Below are 22,548 nucleotides of genomic sequence, written 5' to 3'. Positions count from 1 at the left end.
TACCGGTCCGCCTCCCCCTCGGTCACGAGGGGGCCGTCACCGGGATCACTCGGTCATGCCCAGCCCATGCAGCAATCCACGAAGCGTATCGGTGTCGAGGCGGTGACCGCCCGCGTACTGCACGCCACGCGCCCGCGGCTGCCATCCCCGAAAACGCTCCAGCATCGCCTCACGCGACGCCTCATTGATGAACTGGTCATGGTCTCCTGTCACCAGCACCACATCGGTATGCTGCAGCGCGTCCTGCATCGACGCGTCGTCCACATCCGTGGCGACACTGCCGGCCCACGCGACGAAGGCGCGCGGATGCACGAACGACGAGGAAATCCAGCGGGTTGCCGTGGCCACGCCCTGTGAGAACGCGAGCACGCCCACCTGCGGCCGGCCGGTAGTCATCCCCAGCACCTCGTCGTACACGCCGTAAAGCCAGCGCAGTGTGTCGGCGATGTCGTCGTCCCGCCCCTCACGGGTCATCCAGGTGGCGCCCACGTGCTGCAGATGGCTCCCGTCGCCGCTCGGCATGTCGCGGTAAAAACGCGAGAGACCCTCGGGCGCCACAATGCAGGTATCGGGGGGCACGCATCCGTCGAAGTGCCGCAGGAAGCGCGAGGCAAGCTGCCCGTAGCCGTGCAAAACGAACCACAGGCGCCGCGCCTTCGGCAGTTCTGCCCCAAGCAGAGCGTACCGACCGGTCTTCACGGTCTCGCGGGTGACGAATCGGATACTGCTGCCGATACGCTGGTCGGAGGAGAGGCTATCCATGTCCCAGCTTACGGCCATGCCTGCAGGACCGACTAGTCATAAATCGCCGTCCTGTTCGCCAACGTGGCGCGGACGCTCGTGGATTACGCCCGCGTCCTCGAGACCGACCCGACCGCGCCAGACGACTGGCGCGATCGGATCAGCCGCGGACTACATGGCAGGCGCCTGCAGCGCCTGCAGCGCCTTCTTCACGAGATCGGTCTTCGCGGCATCGCAGCCACGGGCCCCTTCAGCCGCCGACACCGCCGACGTGAGCGCCGCGTTTCGGGCTGAGCCGGCCGCCTTCTCGGCCGCCGCGATCTGGGCACGCAACGCACTCACCGCCGGCGCTGCACATCCCTTACGCTCCAGCTGGTCCGTATAGGCCTTGGCCAGCGCGAAGCTGGGTGGCCACGTGATCTTCGGCTGCCCCTGCGCGTTGAGCTGCGCCCACGTCACCGTCTTCGCCGCATCAATCTCGTTCTGCGTGAGGAACTCGCTTGGCACGAGCTCGGCCACGTCCATGCCGCGGGCGATCTCCGAGCTGACGATATGCCCATTGTACCAGTACACCGACCAGGAGCCGCCCATTTCCATGCGCGTGCCGTCGACCGGTCCACGATCGAAGCTCGCAATTTCCTTGGGCGTCGAGGCATCGGTCCAGTCGAACACCGAAATGCCACCCTGATACCACGACTGCACCATGATGTCGCGCCCCGGCACCGGAATCAGCGAGCCGTTGTGCGCCACGCAGTTCTCGTTCGACGTCTGGTACGTGGGGATTTTGTAGTAGCTCTTGAAGACCATCTTCCGGTTTACGATCTCGAAGATGGCATTGGCCCCCCACTCCGGCTTGTCGAGCGGACGGCACTTGGGAGCGCCGCCGCCGCCCCATTCATCGCTGAAGAGGATCTTCGATCCGTCGTTGTTGAAGGTCGCCGAGTGCCAGTAGGCGAAGTTCGAGTCGGCCACGGCGTCGAGACGCACCGGGTTGACCGGGTTGCTGATGTCGAGGAGCAGCCCGTGCCCTTCACACGCGCCACCGGCAAGGCCGAGCGCCGGGTACACGGTGATGTCGTGGCACTGCGAGCTCTCGCTGATCCGGCCCGTCGTATTTTCTGCCATCCCCTGCGCGGCGAACATGCGCTTCAGGCGGGCATCGACCACCGGACGGGCCGCGGCACTATCGGCCGCGTTGGGCGAGGTGCCCCCGCGGGCCTTCATGATGCTGTCGATCACCGGCTGCACAAACGGCGGCGGCACCACGATCTCTTCGTTGACCACCGGAATCACCGCAGTGAAGGCACCGGCGGCGCGCGCCTTGTCCATCTCGAGCTTGTCGGCCGGCGACTGGCCGTGCCCCGTGGGCGCCGCGAGGCCGGCGAAGATATTGGCACGGTTCACGATGGCCGCCTGCGATGGATCGGCGAGCGGCACCTTGATGATCTCGATGCGCAACCGTGACGAGTTGGGCTCGTCGGCCGGCGCCTTGGCGCGGCACTCGGACAGTTCGCCCTCAGGGCGGATCTCGGACGATCCGGACACGTAGATGTACACGTTGTCCTTGTCCTGCGGATCCTCGAGGACCGTGTGGGTGTGCGACCCGCGGCACGTCTGCACATTGGCAAGGAGCTTCGGCTCCTTGATGTTGCTGATGTCGAAGATGCGCACGCCACGCATGCGCTCCTTGCTCACCGCCTGGCGAACACCGCCCGGCTTGCAGTCCACACGGCCGTTGTTGGCCTCGGCCGACATGAACATCAGCTTGCCGAACACCGACACGTCGTTCTGGGAGGCGGGGCACTCATAGGCCACCACGAGCTGTGGCTGCGACGGGTTACTGATGTCCCAGACCACGGGGCCGTTGTAGTTGCCCTGAATGACGTAATTGCCCGTGAAGGCGAGGTCGGAGTTGGTCTCGCCGAGGAAGCCCTTGGGCGACGCCACCTTGGCCAGCACGCGCAGGTTGCTGGTGTGTTCGCCGGCGTCGAAGAGACCGGCCTTGAGACTGTTGCGCGGGTCCGTCGTTGGCGACGGGGCCGTCTGCGGCGTTCTCGCCGGCGCACAGGCCGCGAGGGTGGAGACGGCCAGAACGAGGGCTGCGCGCAGGGGCTGGCTGCGCCGGGCATGTACGTGCATGGATCTCGCTGTAGGGGCGGAGACGGGCCAGCCACCGAGAGATCGCGGGCTGGCATCGATACCCAAAAGAATACCGCGTACGGAACGTTTGGGCACGGGGGCGACACGCCCTACGAGCCATGCAGCCCGTTCGTTTCGCGAGCGCTCCGCCCCAGGCGCGGACCGGAATCCGATCAGAAGAAGAAGAACGAGAAGCGGCCGCCGCTCGACCCCAGGCTGCTGAAGCGCTGGTTCACGATCGTGTTGTAGATCGAGCCGAACGTGTAGCGGATGCCGATGTTGGTCGTGATGCGAAAGCCCGTCTGCAGCGCCTGCCGCTGCAGCAGGATTTCCTCCTCGGTGTTGCCGGCGCGCGGCAGATAGATCTGGTCGTTGATGCGCGCTGCCGAGCCGCCGATGTTGAGCGAGAAACCGCGGCCAAGTCGCAGGTCCACGTTGCCGCTCAGCGTGAGGGCATGACGGTTGAAGTCATGCAGATAGTTGAGCCAGTCGAGTGAGACGTTGCTCGAGCCCCACGACTGCCGCGCCACGAACGATGCGGTCGCCTGCTGGCTGATCCGGGTCTCCGAATCACGATTGTAGACCGTCGTGCGCTGGTAGTTGTAGTGGTTTGGCCCCACGTTGTAGAGGAACGTGAGTTGACGGCGCGTCTGCTCGCTCCACTTGAACACGTTGTACTCGATCGCCGGCTGCGCGCGCAGCGCCACGTCCTGATTGAGGAAGTCGGAGTACCCCACCCCCAGCTTCATCCCGGCGGACCAATGTGACGACAGGGACCGCACCACCAGGGAGTTCGCATTGTAGGTGCGCTGCTCATTGGTCACGGTGAAGGCCGGACGCGAGGCGGCGGCGGGGATCTCAAAGCGCTGCTCGTTCACATTGCCGCTGACGGAGAAGTTGAGCTTCCACTTCTCGGTTGCACGATTCGCCGACAGCGCCAGGGACCCGTTGATCGACTGCTGCTGTTCCTCGGCGCGGATGAAGGCGTTGAAGTTGGTGGTGTAGGTCCAGAGGTTCCATTTGTCCTTCAAGTTGGCCGCCGAGACCTGCTGCTGCTGACCGAACGGCGCAACGTAGGCCAGTTGCAACCGCGAGGCGATCGGCGAGCGGGCGACGTAGCGCGTGAGCCCCAACTTGAAGACGCGCGCCAGTTCGCGACGGATGCGATCATCGGGATCGTTGGGGAGCGTGTTGAGCACCAGCGTATCGGCCATCCCCTCAAACTTGCGGCGGCCGATGAAGGTGATGGTGTTCTCCGAGCCACCGCCGCCGTTCGTCAGCCCCGACACGAGGATCTGCACGTCGGCATCGAAGCGGTCGCGCATCCAGTTCACGAAGTTCACGTCCGTGACAATGAAGTCGCGGTCGCAGCCGCGCACCCGGCCCTGACAATCGAGAAACACCCGGATGGCCTGGGCCTGCAGGGTGGCGGAATCGGGAGCCATCGCGGCGGGACGCATGCCCGCCGGTGGCCCACCGGGACGCCCGCCCACGCCTGCGGGCGGGCCGCCCTGCGCGTGGAGCCGGGAGAGGGCCAGCAGGGGCAATACGGAGACGAAGGCGATCACACACGCACGCAAACGAAGTCGGTCGACAGGAGTCATGGGAACCAGTCACACGGTTGGCGTTCCGCCCCGGGCGTACGCGAGAGCGCACGCGCCCCTGGGACGGGACGGCACCGGGCCGCGCCCGGTACCTGCCACGAACGCCAGACCGGGCGATTCCGTTGCCGACCGCCGGAAATCCGCCGCGCCCGATTAGAATGCGAGGGTCCCCGTACCCGTTGCACTCCGGCTTTCCGTGACCGCCACTGCTTCTGCCACGCCGCTCCCCGATGACGTCCTGCGCGATGTCTTCGGCTACACCGATTTCCGACCGGGGCAGCGCGAAGTCATCGACGCCGTACTGGCCGGTCGCGATTGCATCGCGCTCATGCCCACCGGGGCCGGCAAGTCGCTGACCTACCAGATCCCGGCGCGCATCCTTGGCGGGACGGTACTGGTGATTTCCCCCCTGATCTCGCTGATGAAGGATCAAGTGGACGCCGTGGCGGGGCTTGGGTACAAGGTCACCGCCATCAACTCCACCCTCGATCCGGACGAGCGGCGCGCGCGCCTCGAGGCGTTCCGCATGGGGGCGTACGAATTGGTGTATCTCGCCCCGGAGGCGCTCGACGGCTATTTGGGCGACTTCATTCAGGGGTGCCCGGTCTCCCTGCTGGTGGTGGACGAGGCGCACTGCATCAGCCAATGGGGACACGACTTCCGCCCCAGCTACCGTCGGCTGCAGGGGCTCAAGCAGCAACTCGACGTGCCGGTCCTCGCGCTCACGGCCACGGCGACGCGCGACGGCGCGCGCGACATCCTGCGCCAGCTTGGCATGAAGAAGCCCGCCGGCTTCAAGGGGTCCTTCTTCCGACCCAACCTGCGGATTGGCACACGCAAGAAGGGCCAGGGCGGCAACACCCGCGGCGAGATCCTCACGCTGGTACGCATGCACGAGGGACAGAGCGGCATCGTGTACTGCCAGAGCCGCAGGAGCGTGGAGCAGACGTGCGAATATCTCGTGGCACAGGGGGTGCGCGCGCTCCCGTATCACGCCGGGTTGCCCCCGGAGGAGCGGGCGCACAACCAGGATGCGTTTCAGCGCGACGACGTCGATGTGGTGGTGGCCACGGTCGCTTTCGGCATGGGCATCGACAAGTCGAACGTGCGCTTCGTGATCCACCGCGACATGCCCAAGGACATCGAGTCGTGGTATCAGGAGATCGGTCGCGCCGGACGTGATGGCCTGCCAAGCGACTGCATCTGCTTCTACTCGTGGGCCGACGTGATCGCGCACGAGCGCTTCCTCGATCGGGTCGACGACGAGGCGGTCCGCGAGCGCACGCGCGCCGCCACGAAGGCGCTGTTCAACCTCATCGAACGTGCCGGGTGCCGTCACCAGGCCCTCGTCCACCACTTCGACGAAGCCATCGACGCGTGCGGCGAGTCGTGCGAGGCCTGTACCGGGCAATCGGTGGAAGCGCGACTGACCGAGGCGCTCGAGCTCCAGCGGGCGGCGCAGACCGGATGGCGGCGCAGCGCGCCGGCCGCGAAGGGTGGCCCGCGGTCGTCGCTGGACGCGAGTGAACTCGACGGCGAGGACCGCGAGCTGTTCGATGCGTTGCGCGGGCTCCGGCGCGAACTGGCCGACGAGGCGGGCGTACCCGCGTACATCGTGTTCGGCGATCGCGTGCTCCTCGAAATGGTGGCCCGCAAGCCCACCACGCAGGCGCGGCTGCTGCAGGTGCCGGGCGTGGGACAGGCGAAGCTCGAAAAGTACGGCGACTACTTCCTCGAGATCATCACCAACTACACCACCTGACACGCTGGCTCCGTGGCCACGAAACGCGCCGGGCCGCGACTGACGATCTTCCCGTGCCGCCGGAACGGTACCAACTTGTGGCATGCGCTCCCCTACCCTGCACCGGCTGATCGTTCGTCCCTTCGCGGCGGCTGCCGCCGTACTCACCGTACTCGCCGTTCTTGCGCCAACCGCGGCCAGTGGCCAGAGCGCGCGCCCCACGCGTGCGTTCACCGGGTTCACCCTCATCGACGGCACGGGCGCCGCACCGGTGCCCAACGCGGTGATGGTCGTGCGCAACGGCCGCATCGTGGAGGTGGGCCGCGCCGCTGACGTGCGCATTCCGGCCGACGCAGAACGGGTGCCGCTCAATGGAAAGTTCGTGGTCCCGGGGCTCATCAACGCCCATGGGCACGCATCGAGCGTGGCCAACCTGCGCACCTATGCCGCCTATGGCGTGACGACCGTCTACTCGCTGGGCGACGAGAGCGACGAGGTATTCGCGGCACGCGAGGCCCAGCGCCACACGCCCCCGGCACACGCGCGGGTGTACGTGGCCGGCCCGGTGCTGGCGCCGGCAGACTCCACCGTTGCACGGGCCAACGTCCTTGCAGTGGCGGCGCGGCGCGTGGACATCGTGAAGATCCGCGTGGACGACAACCTCGGCACCACGCCCAAGATGCGCCCTGAGGTATATCGCTCGGTGATTGCGGCCGCGCACGCTCGCGGCCTGCGCGTGGCGGCACACCTGTACTATCTCGACGACGCCAGGGCACTGCTCACCGCCGGCGCCGACTACCTGGCGCACAGCGTACGCGACCGCGCAGTGGACGAGGCCTTCGTTCAGCAACTCAAAGCGTCGAAGGTGTGCTATTCGCCGACACTGATGCGCGAAGTATCGACGTTCGTCTACGACACCACCCCCGCGTTCTTCCGCGACTCGTTCTTCCTCGCCCATGCCAACCGTGAGTGGATGGCCACCGTGGAGGAGCCACGCCGCATGCAGGGAGTCCGTACGAGCAGCAGCGCCCAGCGGTACAAGGCGCAGCTGCCGGTCGCCATCGCCAACATGATGACGCTGCATCGCGCCGGGGTGCCCGTGGCCATGGGGACCGACACCGGGCCGCTGGGGCGCTTTCAGGGCTACTTCGAACTCATGGAGATCGAGATGATGGTCGACGCCGGCTTTACGCCCATGGAAGCGATCCGCTCCGCCACCGGTGTTGCTGCCCGCTGCCTGCGCATCGACGGCCTAGTAGGGACCCTGCAACCCGGCCGGGCGGCGGACCTCCTCGTCTTGAACGCCTCGCCGCTCGACCGAATCGCCAATCTCCGCCGACAGCACTCGGTGTGGATCGCAGGCAATCGACTGGCCAACTGACCCGCCTCCGCCGCTCGGGCACATGCCCCGCGGCAGCGCGTCCGGCGAGCCGACGACTCAGTAGCCCACCGCCAGTCCGTCCTTGCGGGGATCACTGCCCGCCCCGTACCCCCTCGGCAGACGGACGATTGCCTGCGCGCCGCCAAATGCGATGGTGGGCTGCTCGATCAGCACGTGCCCCATGGCAGCGAGCGCGTTGCGCACACCATCGCTGATGGGCGGCTCGAGCGCCACACGCTGCCCGTTGTAATGGCGGAAGCGCGGCGCATCGATTGCCGCCTGGACGTCCAGGCCGAATACGAGGTGATTGAGCAGGAATTGCACGTGCCCCTGCGCCTGCACGCCACCGCCCATCAATCCGAAACTCATGTACGCCTCGTCGCGACCATTCGTCATGCGCGTAACGAAGCCTGGGATGAGCGTATGGAAGGGGCGCTTGCCCGGGGCCACGGTGTTCGGCAACCCCTGATCGAGCGTGAAGCCGGCACCACGATTGTGCAGCGCGAAGCCCGTGCCGGGCACCACGACGCCCGAGCCGAAATAGTCGTAAATCGAGTTGATGAACGACACCATATTGCCTTCAGCATCGGCGACGGTGAGATACACAGTCTCGCTCTTCGTGCGCGACGGTCCCGGGTCCACGCGCTCGCTCGCTCGCAACGGATCGAGATGCCGGCGGCGCTCGGCGATGAACGCGTCGCTGAGCAGATACTCGACCGATACGTCGAGATGATCGGCATCACCCACGAAGCGATCGAGATCGGCATAGGCGAGTTTCTTGGCTTCGATCAGATGGTGCAGATAGGCCGGTGAGTTGTGCCCCATGGCCTTGAGGTCATACGGCTCGAGAAGGCGGAGCATTTCGAGCGCGGCAATGCCTTGGTTGTTCGGCGGGAGTTCCCACACCCGATAGCCGCGGAACGGTACCGAGATGGGCGTGACCCACGTGGGCTGATTGCGGCGCAGGTCGTCGAGTGTGACGAAACCGCCGAGCTGCGTGAGCCGCTGCACGATACGCCGTCCGAGCGAGCCACCATAGAAGGTGCCGATCCCGCTGTCGGCGATCACCTGCATCGTGCGCGCGAGATCTTTGTTGGTAAACCACTCCCCGGCGCGCGGCGCGCGCCCACCCGGCAGGTACGTGGCCGCGGCCGCCGAGTCACGCGTGAGGAACGCCGTTTCGTCGTGCCACTGCGCCGCAATGATGGGCGAGACGGGGAATCCATCGCGGGCGTAGCGGATGGCCGGCTGCAGCGCCTGCCGAAGGGTGCGACGTCCGTGCGTGCGCAGGAGCATGTCCCAGGCGGCCAGTGCACCCGGCACCGTGACCGACATGGCACCCTGCTGCGACCCGGCGCGGAAGCCGCGCGCCACGAGCGTGTCGCGCAGCATTCGCGAACCGGCCCGACCGCTGCCGTTGATCGCCACAAGCTTCTGCGGCTTCGCCAACCACACGATGGCGAACATGTCGCCGCCGATGCCGGTCATGTGCGGCTCCGTCACACCGAGTACGGCGGCGGCGGCCACGGCGGCATCCACCGCATTCCCCCCGGTGCGCAGTACTTCGAGCCCTGCGGCCGAGGCGAGTGGCTGACTGGTTGCCACCATGCCACCCGGCGCGTACACCGTGGAGCGGCCCGCCATGCTACTCGGGCGTTGGGCCGGCAGGAGGATTGGCACCGAGGCCGCGATGCTCAGTGCCACAACGACGGCGCGCGCCAGACGGCGCGGAACACCGCCAGTGCTGCGGGAGGTGGCGAGGCTGGGGTTCATGTGGGGCATGCTGCGGAATGTAGCGTTGGCGGCCTGACTCTTGCGCTGGCGGTGGGCGCCGCGGGGGCCTCGGGCGGTTTCGGCTCATCCCGATCGAACGTTCCCCCCGCGCCGGACGTTTGCATCGGTGGGCGTCCGGCCGCAGACTACATCCTGACCGGTCGCCCCCCCTCGCGATCGTCGGGCCCTTCCGACGCCCATCGCCACCCATCGCTACCGACGGGCCCCGATTGGCCTGTCCCGGGAGTTCTCCGTGAAATTTGTCCGCTCCCTGCTGGGCCTGGCCGCGCTCGCGGCCGGCACCCTCCAGGCCCAGCAAGCTTCCCGCACCGAACCCGTCGCCGGACTGCGCGGCAATTCCACGGGCTTCCATGCCCTCGTGGGTGCCCGTGTGGTCACCGCCCCCGGCCAGGTGCTCGACAATGCCACCATCGTCATCCGCAACGGCGTCGTGACGGCCGTGGGTGCCGGCGCGGCCGCTCCCGCTGGCGCGCGCGTGTGGGACCTCAAGGGACTCACCGTGTACCCGGGCTTCATCGACGCGCACGCCGACCTGGGGGGTGACGCGCCGCAGCAGGGCGGCGATGTGGGCCCCACCCACTGGAATCCGCAGGTGCGCGCGTGGTTCAGCACCACCGCCAATCTCAAGGACGACTCCACCCGACGCATCGCGCTCCGCTCCCTCGGCTTCGGCGCGGCGCTCGCCGTGCCGCGTCAGGGCCTCTTCCGCGGTACCGCGTCGGTGGTGAACCTCTCCGACGCCGGCGTCCGTGAGCGCGTGCTCCGCCCCGACCTCGCACAGAGCGTGGGCTTCCAGCGTTCCTTCGCCCTCGGCGGCATGTACCCCAACTCCACCATGGGGACGACCGCGCTCATGAAGCAGACGCTGCTCGACGCGGAGTGGTACATCCGCGCGTGGGGCGCCTACGAAACGAGTGGCCGTTCGATCCTCCCCCCCGAAACCAGCGAGGCACTCGCCGCGCTCGGCAAGGCGGTCAAGGGCCAGCAGCCCGTGGTCTTCCAGACGGACAGCGAAGAGGAGTACCTCCGCGCGTACAAGATCGCGTCGGAGTACAAGCTCACGCCGTGGTTCCGCGGCAGCGGTCAGGAGTATCGTCTGGTGGACGTGCTGAAGGGGCGCACCCAGCCGCTCATTGTGCCGCTCGCCTTCCCCGACGCGCCCAACGTGGCCAACCCGGAAGCGGCCAGCAACGCGTCGCTCGCCGACCTGCGTCACTGGTATCTCGCGCCCACCAACCCAGCGCAGCTGGCAGCCAACAACATCCCGTTCGCCCTCACCGCCGACGGCCTGTCGTCGCTGAACCAGTTCTTCCCCAACCTCCGCGTGGCGGTCGCGCGCGGTCTCGCCCCCGACAAGGCGCTCGCCGCGCTGACCACGGTGCCGGCGCAGTGGCTCGGCATCGAGCGCACCCATGGCACCATTGCCGTGGGCAAGGCGGCCAACCTCGTGGTGAGCGAAGGGGATCTCTTCACTGAAGAAGGCGCCATCCGCGACGTGTGGGTACAGGGTACGCGCTTCGGCGTGACCCGTCCGCCGCAGGTGGACCCGCGCGGCACGTGGACCATCACGTCGGAAGACCAGGGCACCTTCAAGAGCGCGACGTTGCGTCTCGAGGGACCGCTCAACCGCATCCGCGGCACGATCGAAATGCCGAGCCGTCGCCCCGTGAACCTCACCGGCGTGCGCGTCATCGCCGAAACCGGGCGCCTCGAAGCCACCTTCAACGGCGAGCAGCTCGGCCTCGAGGGGGCCGTCCTCCTCTCCGGCGCCGTGCGGGACAACGAGTTCTACGGCTGGATGTCGCTCCCCACGGGGACCGATGCCACGTACAAGGGCACACGCACCGAACCGTTCCAGGGCCCGGCCCGCGGTGCGGTGGCAGTGAAGGTGCCGAAGATCGACCTGCCGTTCATCCGTCCGTCGATGGAGTTCGGCCGCACCTCGCAACCCGAGCAGCCAGCGGCGCTGGTGGTGCGCAACGCCACCGTGTGGACGCAGGGCGCGCAGGGAAAGCTCGAGAACGCCGATCTCCTCGTACAAGCCGGCAAGATCGTGAAGGTGGGCCAGAAGCTCGCCGCGCCAAAGGGCGCCGTGGAAATCGATGCGACCGGCAAGCACCTCACCCCGGGGCTCATCGATCCGCACACGCACGGTGGCGTGAGCTCGATCAACGAGAGTGGCTTCGCAATCGTCCCCGAAGTGCAGATGGGTGACGTGATCACGCACAACAACATCTGGTTCTACCGACAGCTCGCTGGCGGCCTCACCACCACGATGATCAAGCACGGCTCCGCCAACCCCATCGGTGGCGAGAACGTGTTCGTGAAGACACGCTGGGGCTCACTCCCCGACGAGTACAAGATCACCAACGCGCCGCGTACGGTGAAGTTCGCGCTGGGTGAGAACCCCAAGCGCAGCCCCACGCGCTATCCCAACACGCGCATGGGCGTGCAGGAAATCATCCGCGACCACTTCCTCGCCGCGCGTGACTACGAGAAGGAGTGGAAGGCCTGGGAAAAGACCAAGACGGGCCTCCCGCCGCGGCGTGACCTGCGCATGGAAGCGCTGCTCGACATCCTGAATCAGAAGCTGCTCGTGTCGTCGCACGGCTATCGCGCCGACGAATTCCTCGCCCTCGTGCGTCTCGCGGAGGAGTTCGGCTTCCGCATCCAGACGCTGCAACATGGCGTGGAAGCGTACAAGATCGCGGACGAACTCAAGAAGTCGGGCGTGGCCGCGGTCGTCTGGAGCGATTGGGGCGCCTTCAAGATGGAAGCGTATGACGCCACGTCGTTCAACGCACGCCTGCTGCTCGAAGCCGGTGTGGTCACGTCGCTGCACTCCGACGACAACGAAATCTCCACGCGCATGAACTGGGAAGCGGGCAAGCTGCTCCGCTCCGGCGTGAACGAGATCGATGCGCTCAGCACGGTCACGCTCAACGCGGCGAAGGCCGTGGCAATCGACAGCCGCATTGGCTCGCTCGAAGCGGGCAAGGATGCCGACTTCGTGATCTGGAACGGCAACCCGCTCTCGCAGTTCACCAAGGCCGAGCAGACGTGGGTGGACGGCCGTCGCTACTTCTCGCTCGACGAAGACAAGACGCTGCGTGAGGAGGTCGCGCGTCAGCGTGCACAGCTGATTCAGGCGATCCTCGCGGCGGCGCCCGCCGATGCGCCTGCGGCCGGTGCCCCGGCGCGTGGCCGCGGCCAGGGAGGCAACTGAGCATGCTCGTTCTTCGCACTCACCCCAACACGCGGACCATGAACTCCACGCTTCTGCAGCGGGCCGCGCGCCTCGCGGTGCTGGCCGCCGCGCTTGGCGGCACTGGTATGCTGCTGCCGTCGGTTGCCCACGCGCAGGTCGTCATTCCCACGGCAGCGCAGTCGCAGCCGGTGGTCCTGCGCGGCGCCACGATCCACACCGTGACCAAGGGGACCATCACCAACGGGACGATCGTGATGGATCGCGGCAAGATCACCGCCATCGGTGGTCCCGAGATTTCGGTGCCGCGCGGGGCCAAGGTCGTGGACTACACGGGCAAGCACATCTACCCGGGGTTGATCGATGCCTACAGCACGGTGGGCATCTCCGAGATCGGCGCCGTCGACGTGTCGAACGACGTCAACGAACTCGGCGACTTCAACCCCAACGTGCGCGCCGAAGTGGCCGTCAATGCGGAGAGCCGGCATATCGGCACGACGCGCTCGGCGGGCGTACTCGTGGCCTTCTCCACCCCCGGCGGTGGCGTGATCTCGGGGTTGTCCTCGGCGATCTCGCTCGAAGGGTGGACGTGGGAAGAGATGTCCATGAAGGGTGCTGCGGCTCTCAACGTGAACTGGCCCGACCCCAACGCACGTCCGCGTCGCTTCGGCGGCGGCCCGCCGCCGGGCTTCGGTGGTCGTCCGCAGCCGGCCCCCAAGACGTATGCCGAACAGGTGGAGGAGATCCGCAACTTCTTCGGCGAGGCGCGGGCCTATCGGGACGCGATCAAGTCTGGACAGTCGGTGCGTACCGACTCCCGCTACGCCGCGATGATCCCCGCCCTCAACGGCGAGATCCCCGTCGTGGTGGCCGCCGAGGGTGCCGCACAGATCAGCGACGCCATCACGTGGGCCAAGCAGGAAGCGGTGAAGATCGTCATCCGTGGTGGACGCGATGCCATGCAGGTGGCGGCGCGCCTCAAGGCGGAAAACGTACCGGTCATCCTGACGGCGACGATGAGTGCTCCGCCGCGCAGCGACGACGGCTACGATGAGGCCTACAGCACCCCGGCGGCGCTGTACAAGGCCGGCGTGAAGTTCGCGATCGCCGGCGAGGGCAATGCGCTCTACAGCTATCGCCTGCCGTGGGACGCCGGCGTGGCAGTGGCCTTTGGTCTGCCGGAGGAAGAAGCGCTCAAGGCCGTCACCATCAACGCCGCGGAGTTCATGGGCGTGGCCGACAAGGTCGGCTCACTCGAAGTGGGCAAGGAGGCCACCCTGCTGATCACGACCGGCACGCCCCTCGATATGACGTCGAACATCGTGCAGTCGTACATCCAGGGGCGCGAGATCGACATGAACGACATCCAGAAGCAGTTCTTCAAGAAGTACCTGGAGAAGATCAACCAGCAGAAGAAGAAGATCGCGAGCTGACGCTTGCCATCGTAGCTTGTGGGTGGGGGCACCGGATTCCGGTGCCCCTTTTCCGTCCAACCCGTCGCTGACCTTCATGCCGATCACACGTCACGCCCTGCTGCTGGTTGCCGCGGTGGGGCTGCTCCCCACGCAGGAAGGGACCGTCTCCTTCCGCCCATTACAGGTTGAGCTCTTCGCCGCCCCAAACTCACTGGTGAACGCTGCCGCCGACGTGGACAACGACGGCGACCTCGATCTCTTCGTGGGCTTCAACGGCACCCCCAATCGCTTCTATCGAAACACCGACGGCGTTTTCACCGACGCGGCCAGTACGCTCGGTGTCGCAGACGCACGGGCCACGCGCGCCGCCGCATTCGGTGACTGGGACAGTGACGGTGATCCTGACCTCCTCGTGGGCTTTGCACCGGGCGGTGGACCGGTGCTGCGTCTCTATCGCAACGAGGGTGGTCGATTCACCGACGCCACATCACTCGCCGGGCTTGCCGTGGACAGCGGTGCGGTCCGGCAGCCGGTGTGGGTAGACTACGACGGTGATGGTGATCTGGACCTGTTCGTGGCCTTCCGCGACCGCCCCAACGCGCTCTATCGCAACGACGGCGCACGCCTCGTGGATATTGCCCCGCAGGTGGGGCTCGCCGATACGCGCCGCAGCGTGGGCGTGGTCTGGGCCGACCTCGACGCCGACGGCGATCTCGACGTGATCGTGGGCAACATGGACGGCGATGCAAACGGTATGTTCCGCAACGACGGCGGGCGCTTCGTAGATGTCGCCGATGCGTGGGGAGTCGCATGGGGTGGGCGCGCGCCACGCGATCCGGCCAACGGCACGGTGCGCCCCTGCGTCGCCGACATGAATGGCGACGGAGCACTCGATCTCATCACGGCGAACTATGGCCCTCCTGGTCTCTTCCTGCGCGAGGGGAACGGCTGGCGCGATGCGGCCGCCGCATGGGGCTTGGCTGTCGACGGGCGCTACGACAGCTGCGCCACGGCCGATATCGATCACGACGGCCGCCTCGATCTCTACCTCAACGGCACCGTCACGCAGGGAAGGAACTGGCCGGACTACCTGTATCGGCAGGATACCGCGGGCCACATGGCCAACATGATCCCAGCCGCTGTTGCCGCCATACCAGCGGATCACGGAGCACTCTGGCACGACTTCGATGGCAACGGCTCCGCCGACCTCGCGCTCACGGGTCAGGGACCGCACGCGCTGTTCGCCAGCACGCTCCCCGACTCGGTGAGCCGTCGCGCCGTGAAGGTGCGCGTGCTCGATGCGCGTGGCCGCGCCACGCGCGCTGGGGCCGAGGTACGTGCCTATGCGGCAGGCACCCGTACCCTGCTCGGCATGGCACTCGTCGACGCCGGCTCCGGCTACGACTCACAGTCGGAGGCGCCCGTGCTCATCGCGCTGCCACGCGCGGGACGCATCGATCTGGAGATCACATGGCCATCCGGCAGCAGACGCGAAGTCACCCGCAGGCCGGGCATACGACCCGATGCGCGAAGCATCGTCGTGGTACGGACCTCACGCTGATCTCATGATGGAGGCTTGCGTGGATGGCGATGGTCGTGGCGCCGGGGAAGCCTCAACCGAGCGCAAAGACCGTAAAGCGCCGATCATTGCAACCGAAAGAGGTAGCTCACCTTCGCGAAAAACACGTCGGCGGAACGGCGCAATGTGCGCGATCCGCCTGGTTCGTCGGCACGCAGCTGATCGCCGTAGCCCACATACACCACCGTGCCGGGCGACGGCAGATAGGAGAAGAGCACATCGAGCCGGGCCCGGGTGCGCCGGAAGGCAGCGGCGCGCCGAAGGGTACCATCCGCCTGCCTGAGGTACACGGGCAATTCGGTGCGGCTGTCGTCTCGCAGGGAGTCCTGCTTCACGACCGAGTGTTCACCGATCACCCGTACGAAGATCTGCCGGTTCACCTGATACTCGGCGCGTAGCCGCGGAGTATTGCGGGAGAGGACGAGTGATCCGTCGGTCTTGCGGCGGAACGTTTCGTATGCCCAGGTACCAGACACGCGCAGCTGCTCGGTGGGCCGTAGGGTGAGCGATTGATTCAGGATCGCGACATCCGCCGAGCTCCACTCCGGGAAGTTCTCGTCCTGCCCCCACACGTACACCGTCTGCGCGCTGAAGCGCTTGAACTCGGGTGTGCCGACCGACGTAACCCAGTCGAAGTTGGGAAGACGCGGCGTACCGGTATACGCCACGGTGTCTACGCGGCCGCCGGCTCCCGGCTGGAGCAGCCGGTAATTGGTGTACAGATCACGATCGAAGCCGAACTCCTCGCGCAGCCACTGCGCCCCGATCTGCCAGCCCCCGCGCAATCGGGTATTGGTGCGCAGATGCAACTGCGCATCCTGCGCCGGCCGACGATTCACGAAGTCGGCATACTGAAAGCGCCCCAGCATATATACCTCGGGACTGAACACCTCCACGAGCGCACCGTTCGCTCCGAAGAAGTTCCACCGATGGGTGGCCGAAAGATTGGCGATGCCGGGACGGGCGATGAAGCCACTCTGCGCGTCGAAATTGCGAGAGATGCCATTGAGCACATAGCGTGCGTAAAAGGCGCGACCGTTACGCACCCCCGAGAGATCCCACAAGGGGGCCGCTGTGGTACCCGCGGCAGTGCGCGTGAAACTCCGTGCTGCCTGTGCCTGCACACTGTAGACGCCGCGTACGAGTCGGCCGTCCACGCCGATCACCCGGTTCCAGCTCCCGCCCTCGCTACGATCGGTGTACACCATCCCCACGCGACTCTGCTTGCCAAGGTCACGCTGGAGCCGGACGATGCCGAAGAGCGGCATGTCCTGCCCATTCGCCGATGTTTCGCGGCGGTCAGCAGCCGCCAGGACGCCGATGTCGAAACCGCGCTGCTTGCCGGTGAGCTTGGTGGCAAAGACCGGCTGGGAAATACGCCGGGTGTAGATGAGGCGGTTGGGAACGGTGAACTGCTCCTGACTTTCGAGAAAGAACGGCCGACGTTCGGCGAAGAAGACGGCGATGCGTGGGTCCGGCGAGAACTGGGTAGCGTCGGCCTCAACCTGTGAAAAGTCGGGGTTGGCCGTTCCTGAGAGGGTGAGATTACTGGTGATTCCCCACCGGGCACTCCCACCGATCTCCGGGCGTTCCGCGTTGTAGCTCCAACGGGAGGCAGCACCAGCGCTGCCGAACGTACTCGACGTAATGGTGGGAATGAGGTCCACGGTGACCCCGCGCTGGAGGTCTCGAAGCCCAGCGAGCGTGCCCGACTGCGCGAGGAAGCTTGCGCTGGCACGTTTGGCCGGCGTCCACGTCTGCTCGTGTCCGCTCACCTGTACCGTACGCACCACGTTGAGCTGCCAGGTGTGCACGTCGGCGTTGCGGTAGCGGAGACTCTTGAAGGGAATCACGATCTCGACTTCGTAGCCGTACGGCGTCAGCCGCCCCTTGGAGCGCCACACGTAATCCGGGGCGAGATCGGTTGCTTCGCGTGCCCGCGTCGTCGTGCTGCCAAAAACGCCGCCACCGGTTGCAGCTCCCGTTTCCGTGAGCACCCCGTCGCTTTGTATCCCGAACGGATTGACGGCAAACACGAGCGCCTGACGACTGTCGTTGTAGGTGCCCAGGAACAGCTGCACGTTGTCGTCCTGCGTGATGCGGTCGCGGTCGGCGAGGGTGGCCCGCACCGTACCGGGCGCGGCGTGCGCTCGAAGCCCCACGTGCAACGCCGTGCTGCTGTACCACACGAGTACCTCGGTGCTGTCTTGTGCGGCCACATCGTCATTCGGGAAGAACTGCGAGAAGCCAGTCAGCAGCGCCGCATTACGCCACTCCGGCTCATCGAGCACGCCGTCCACCACCGGTACGCGCTCCCCGCGCGGTCACGCCACGGCAGTGGCGCCGCGCCGCCCGTTATAGACCGGCGACGGATCCGACGGGCGGAGCGCTCCGTTGGACGCTCCACTCAGGGCGAGCAGGAAGGAGGCAAGCAGCGAGGAGAGCGGCAAGGCAACAGGAGTGAGGGAAACGACTAGTTCCTCTACGCAGCAGACGGGCAGACTGTTCTGGACCGCGAGACGACGCGCATCACCGGCATTGGCCGCAGGCGCGCCGCCAGCGGCGTTGGGCCGGTATCAATACCGGTCAAACACCGACTGCAGCATGGCACGCTCGCGCCCCTTGGTGAGGGCCAGCATGAGCAGCACGCGAGCCTTGTGGGGCGGGAGGTCGCGCGCAAGCACGGCCGGCAGGTCACCCAGTGGGGTGCCCACGATGCGCCCGCCAGGCACACGCGACGCCACCACCACGGGAATCCCCGCCGCCGCCGCCAGACGCACCGAAGCCCGTGCCCCGGCACTCAGGCGTCCGCCGGCGAAACTCGCCAAAACGATGCCGCCCGGGCGCCGCGCCACGGCGGCCTGCATGATCGTGCTGTCGAAGCCGGCATAGTCACTGATGATCTCGACGGCCGGCAGCGCATCCACGGTGCGCACATCGAATTCCGACGCGGTGGTGTGCGCGCGCAGGGCACGACGGAAGAACACGATGCTGTCGGGATCGGCGGCTCCGAGGAAACCACGCTCAGGGGAACGGAAGGTGCTCGCGCGACGGTTGTCGGTCTTCCAAACGTCACGTGCGTCACCGATGTCTTCGTTGAGGACCACCAGCACTCCCTGCCCCTTCGCTTCGGCGGACATCGCCACGCGTACGCCGTTCAACAGGTTGGCCGGCCCATCGGCCGATACCTCATCACTGCCGCGCATGGAGCCCACCATCACGACCGGTCGCGCGTCGCGCACCGTGAGCGTGAGGAAGTACGCGGTCTCTTCCATCGTATCGGTGCCGTGCGTCACCACGATGCCGCGAAGCGCCTGATCGGCGGCGAATCGCGCGTTCACCTGCCGTGCCATGCGCAACCAGTCGCGCGGCGTCATCTGGGAGGAGGCGATGCGCGAGATCTCCTCCACCTCCACCGACGCCACGCGCGCAAGCTCGGGAATCGCCCGCACCAGTGCAGGCCCATCGGTCATCGGCCCCGATGCCCGGCTCGCGATCGTGCCCCCGGTGGTGAGCACCAGCACGCGTCCAGCTGGCTGGGGCTGCGCAGTCGCGCTGGCGATCGGCAGAGCAAGAGCGCACAGTGTGGCGATGAGCCGGCCAGGAAGCCACGAACGGACGGTCATCGCGTGAGCACCTTGCCGGCGAGCTTCCACGTGGGAGCACCACCTTCGGCCACGGGCACACCGTTTACGAGCACGAGCTCGACCCCCTCGGCGTACTGATGTGGCTGGAAGAACGTGGCCTTGTCGCGCAGCCGGGCGAGGTCGAGCACCACCACATCCGCGGCCATCCCTTCGCGGATCTGCCCACGGTCCTTGAGGCCCACGATTTGTGCCGGGAGACTGGTCATGCTGCGGATCGCACTTTCCACCGAGAGCACACCGCGATCCATCGCGTAATGCCGGATCTTGCGCGGGAACGTGCCGTAGAAGCGTGCGTGAACATTGGGGCCCTCTTCAGGAAGCGCGATCCCGGCATCACTCGCCGTGGCCACCCACGGTTGCGCCGCGTACTTCTCCATGTCCGATTCGTCCATTGAAAACCCACGCATGCGGCCGCCGCCACGCCGGTTGGGATTGCCTTCGAGCTGCAGCATGATCGCCATCTCCACGGGTGTCACACCGCGCTTGGCGGCGAGCTGCCCCACGGTGCGGCCGATCGCCGCGGTGTCGGGATACTCGAACACCATCACACTCTCCGGGCCGCCGCGCCGGCGGATCTCGTGCGCGATATCTCGGCGCAGCATGGCGGCGCGTGCACTGTCGGCCAGCGTGGCGCGCAGTGCGGCGGTGTAATCGGCGCGCGTGCCGCGTGGCGCACGAGCATCGGTGGGCGGCGAGGTGGCCCACTCGGGGATGAGCACCGTGTTGCCGTCGGTCCCGCTCGTATTGTAGGTGTACTGATCAGCCCACACATCCACACCGCGTGCGCGGGCCCGCTCGATCAGTTGGATGATCGCCTGACTCGTGCCGCGCCAGTGTTCTCCCTTGGCCTTGATGTGCGATGCGACCACGCGCGCCCCCGTGCGTTCGCCGATTTCGATCGTTTCCTGCACAGCATCCATCAGCGTGGGAGCCCCCGCAGCGTCCTGACTCGGCCAGAACCACATCGGATCGCCCCCCTCGGCGCGCTGGTGGGAGATGTACACGCCGTCGAACGGCACGATCTCCTTCGTCAGCGCCACCACCTCGTCGGTGGTGCTCCATCGGCCGGGCACATATTCCAACCCCGCCGACAGTCCGATCGCTCCTTCGCGCATCGCCTGGCGTACGAGCTGCTGCATCCTTGCGATCTCGTCGGGGCGCGCCGGACGCCGGAAGTCGTTCCCCATCACGCGCGCCCGCACGGTACCGTGCCCCACCATCAGCAGCGTATTGGGGCCGATCCCGTTCTGTTCGATGAAGGCGCGCTGCTCCGCCACCGGCCATGGTGACCGGCCATCGTGATTCACCACCACCGTGGTCACGCCCTGCGTAACCAGATTTGGCGCTGCCCGATAGCGCGGATCCTTGTCGCGGAATCCCCCCTGTATGCTGGCGCCATCGTCGGCGTGGGAGTGAATATCGATGAACCCCGGCGCCACGTGCTTCCCCTTCGCGTCGATTACACGAGTGGCGCGCGCATTCGCGAAGCGCCCCACCGCCACGATGCGGCCGTCGCGGATTCCCACGTCGGCTGGGAACGCTGGGTTGCCGGTGCCGTCGAACACGCGGCCGCCGCGAATGAGAACATCGAAGCGAGGCGCCTCCTGACCCTCGGCGTGCGCCGGGGCACCTGCGATGATGGCGAGGAGCAAGGCGCCGACCATGCGGCGAACGGCGATGGGACTCAGGCGCGACATGGGCAATGACTCCGTGAGGTGAGGCCCGCCGAGTATGCCACCCCGATCGCTTCGGCACCAGCATTCGTCCCCGAGCCGGTGCTGTAACGTTGCGGACGTAGGACGAAACGGTAGAATTGCGTCATTGGGCGGGTATTTGTCCCGCGCCAGACTTTCTCCCCGTATGGAGCACCTCGTACACGCTACCCGTCGCAAGGCCTTGTCCGCTGCTGCCGCTCTCGTGCTGTTCTCACTCGGCTGCAGCACAGATCAGACGTCCCTGACGGAGTCTGGCGACGGCAGCGCGCCGGCGGCCGCGGCACCGTCCCGGACCGGGCTCGATGTACAGGTCACGCTGGCCAGCGAACTGCGCGGCAACGGCCCGGTGGTGGCGCGTGTGTCGGTCACCAACATCACCAGTGCCCCGATCGAGATCGCCGAGAACGAACTGCCGTCGGAAGACATGGAAACGTCGCAGTTCGTGGTAATGCGAGACGGTGCGCGTGTGCGGTACGAAGGACCGCACATCAAGCGCGGCCCCGAAACTGCGGTCGCGATGGTGCGCATCGAACCCGGTGCCACCATGAACTACGATATCGAACTCTCGCGGGCGTACGATCTCACGCGTGACGGCAGCTACAGCGTCGTGTTCGAACAGCGTCGTGCGGCGGCGCAGGCCACCCTGCGCTCGGCACGTCACGAAGTCCGTCTGTATGGCCGTACCACGCTGGCCACGGGCGGCATTGCAGATCGATCGTTGGCGTCACTCACGAGTCAGGTATCGTACTCCAAGTGCACGACCACGCAGGCCCAGCAGGTGCTGGCGGCGCTCAATCAGGCGTCTGCGTATGCAGCGGAGTCGAACGGGTATCTGGCCAGCACCACCTCGGGTACGCCACGCTACACCCAATGGTTTGGCGCTTTCAGCAGCAGCAACCTCACCAAGGTGCGCAGCAACTTCGCCGCGATCGCCAGCGCGTTCGAGACCAAGCCCATCACGGTCGACTGCGGCTGCAAGAAGACCTACTTCGCCTACGTGTACGCCAACCAGCCGTACAAGATCTATGTCTGCAGGGCCTTCTGGAGCGCACCGCTGGCCGGCACCGACTCCAAGGGCGGCACGCTCATCCACGAGATGAGCCACTTCACCGCAGTGGCGGGCACCGGCGATCTCGTCTATGGGCAGACTGCCGCCGCCAACCTCGCCGTCACGAATCCCGCGGGGGCGATCACCAACGCCGATAACCACGAATACTTCGCCGAGAACACGCCGAAGAAGAACTGAGGCAGCGGCACTGTCGCCATGCTTCGGTCGCTGCTCGCTCTGCTTCTGTCCGTGACGGACATGCCTGCGGCGCAGCCTGTTCCTGCTCCCCCGGCGGTCACGTGTGCGATTCGCGTGCCCGCCGAGGTGGAGCGAGCGAAGCCCGTGATGCTGACCGTGGTGCTGCGAAACCGCGGCACCACGCCGCTGGCGGTCCTCAACTGGGGCACGCCATTCGAGGAGGCCTGGCTGCAGCCCTTCGTGCGGGTGGAGCGTGACGGACGCCTGCTCGACTACGGCGGCGCCATGGTGAAGCGCGGTGATCCCGAACGTGACGAGTACCTGCGGCTCGCCCCCGGACA

At 66.7% G+C, this 22,548-nt stretch carries 13 protein-coding genes and 1 pseudogene; 7 read left to right on the top strand and 7 right to left on the bottom strand.

What is annotated here, in order from left to right:
- Positions 1 to 45 precede the first annotated feature (45 nt).
- The 3 genes from ACIQ51_RS03490 to ACIQ51_RS03480 form a co-directional block, all read right to left on the bottom strand.
- Positions 46 to 762 carry an alpha/beta hydrolase gene (locus ACIQ51_RS03490; RefSeq protein ID WP_396203621.1) on the bottom strand — a complete coding sequence of 239 codons (717 nt, stop codon included), beginning with the start codon at positions 760 to 762 and terminating at the stop codon, positions 46 to 48.
- Positions 763 to 912: 150 nt separating this feature from the next.
- Positions 913 to 2,880 carry an LVIVD repeat-containing protein gene (locus ACIQ51_RS03485; RefSeq protein ID WP_396203620.1) on the bottom strand — a complete coding sequence of 656 codons (1,968 nt, stop codon included), beginning with the start codon at positions 2,878 to 2,880 and terminating at the stop codon, positions 913 to 915.
- 173 nt (positions 2,881 to 3,053) lie between these two features.
- Positions 3,054 to 4,484: a hypothetical protein gene (locus ACIQ51_RS03480; protein WP_396203619.1), complete on the bottom strand. Its 1,431-nt coding sequence runs from the start codon at positions 4,482 to 4,484 to the stop codon at positions 3,054 to 3,056.
- A gap of 196 nt (positions 4,485 to 4,680) precedes the next feature.
- Here ACIQ51_RS03480 and ACIQ51_RS03475 point away from each other — a divergent pair, with 196 nt between their 5' ends.
- Both ACIQ51_RS03475 and ACIQ51_RS03470 read left to right on the top strand, forming a co-directional pair.
- Positions 4,681 to 6,246, top strand: a complete 1,566-nt coding sequence (locus ACIQ51_RS03475) for a RecQ family ATP-dependent DNA helicase (protein WP_396203618.1) — start codon at positions 4,681 to 4,683, stop codon at positions 6,244 to 6,246.
- 82 nt (positions 6,247 to 6,328) lie between these two features.
- The gene (locus tag ACIQ51_RS03470; protein ID WP_396203617.1) at positions 6,329 to 7,606 is read left to right on the top strand and encodes an amidohydrolase family protein; all 1,278 of its coding nucleotides are present in this window, start codon (positions 6,329 to 6,331) and stop codon (positions 7,604 to 7,606) included.
- 57 nt (positions 7,607 to 7,663) lie between these two features.
- Here ACIQ51_RS03470 and ggt read toward each other — a convergent pair whose 3' ends face one another.
- Positions 7,664 to 9,388, bottom strand: coding sequence for a gamma-glutamyltransferase (gene ggt, locus ACIQ51_RS03465; protein WP_396203616.1), 1,725 nt, complete (start codon positions 9,386 to 9,388; stop codon positions 7,664 to 7,666).
- Between the two features lie 244 nt (positions 9,389 to 9,632).
- Between ggt and ACIQ51_RS03460 the strand changes: the two genes are divergently transcribed.
- The 3 genes from ACIQ51_RS03460 to ACIQ51_RS03450 all read left to right on the top strand — a co-directional run bounded on the left by ACIQ51_RS03460 (position 9,633) and on the right by ACIQ51_RS03450 (position 15,581).
- The gene (locus ACIQ51_RS03460; RefSeq protein ID WP_396203615.1) at positions 9,633 to 12,626 is read left to right on the top strand and encodes an amidohydrolase family protein; all 2,994 of its coding nucleotides are present in this window, start codon (positions 9,633 to 9,635) and stop codon (positions 12,624 to 12,626) included.
- 2 nt (positions 12,627 to 12,628) lie between these two features.
- The gene (locus ACIQ51_RS03455) at positions 12,629 to 14,038 is read left to right on the top strand and encodes an amidohydrolase family protein (RefSeq protein ID WP_396203614.1); all 1,410 of its coding nucleotides are present in this window, start codon (positions 12,629 to 12,631) and stop codon (positions 14,036 to 14,038) included.
- Between the two features lie 76 nt (positions 14,039 to 14,114).
- Positions 14,115 to 15,581 (top strand): CRTAC1 family protein, encoded by a 1,467-nt coding sequence (locus ACIQ51_RS03450; RefSeq protein WP_396203613.1) that lies wholly within the window; start codon positions 14,115 to 14,117, stop codon positions 15,579 to 15,581.
- Positions 15,582 to 15,664: 83 nt separating this feature from the next.
- Here the strand turns inward: ACIQ51_RS03450 and ACIQ51_RS03445 are convergent, their stop codons facing one another.
- The 3 genes from ACIQ51_RS03445 to ACIQ51_RS03435 all read right to left on the bottom strand — a co-directional run bounded on the left by ACIQ51_RS03445 (position 15,665) and on the right by ACIQ51_RS03435 (position 20,943).
- On the bottom strand, positions 15,665 to 17,902 hold the full coding sequence (locus tag ACIQ51_RS03445; RefSeq protein ID WP_396203612.1) for a DUF5916 domain-containing protein: 2,238 nt from the start codon (positions 17,900 to 17,902) through the stop codon (positions 15,665 to 15,667).
- Positions 17,903 to 18,175: 273 nt separating this feature from the next.
- A complete protein-coding gene (locus ACIQ51_RS03440) occupies positions 18,176 to 19,225 on the bottom strand; it encodes an asparaginase (RefSeq protein WP_396203611.1) in 1,050 nt (349 codons plus the stop codon).
- Complete coding sequence (locus tag ACIQ51_RS03435; protein WP_396203610.1) at positions 19,222 to 20,943, bottom strand: amidohydrolase family protein; 1,722 nt, start codon at positions 20,941 to 20,943, stop codon at positions 19,222 to 19,224. Before ACIQ51_RS03435 ends, ACIQ51_RS03440 begins: the two co-directional genes overlap by 4 nt.
- A 163-nt stretch (positions 20,944 to 21,106) precedes the next feature.
- On the opposite strand from ACIQ51_RS03435, the gene ACIQ51_RS03430 reads away from it, so the two are divergent.
- Together ACIQ51_RS03430 and ACIQ51_RS03425 are read left to right on the top strand one after the other, a co-directional pair.
- Positions 21,107 to 22,207, top strand: coding sequence for a M35 family metallo-endopeptidase (locus ACIQ51_RS03430; protein ID WP_396203608.1), 1,101 nt, complete (start codon positions 21,107 to 21,109; stop codon positions 22,205 to 22,207).
- 51 nt (positions 22,208 to 22,258) lie between these two features.
- A pseudogene (locus ACIQ51_RS03425) lies at positions 22,259 to 22,548 on the top strand (protease); the annotation flags it as partial.

It is taken from the genome of Gemmatimonas sp., from assembly GCF_044344655.1.
Lineage (GTDB): Bacteria > Gemmatimonadota > Gemmatimonadetes > Gemmatimonadales > Gemmatimonadaceae > Gemmatimonas.
The sequence above is the reverse complement of the archived record's forward strand: the minus strand, read 5'-3'. Positions and strand labels throughout refer to the sequence as shown.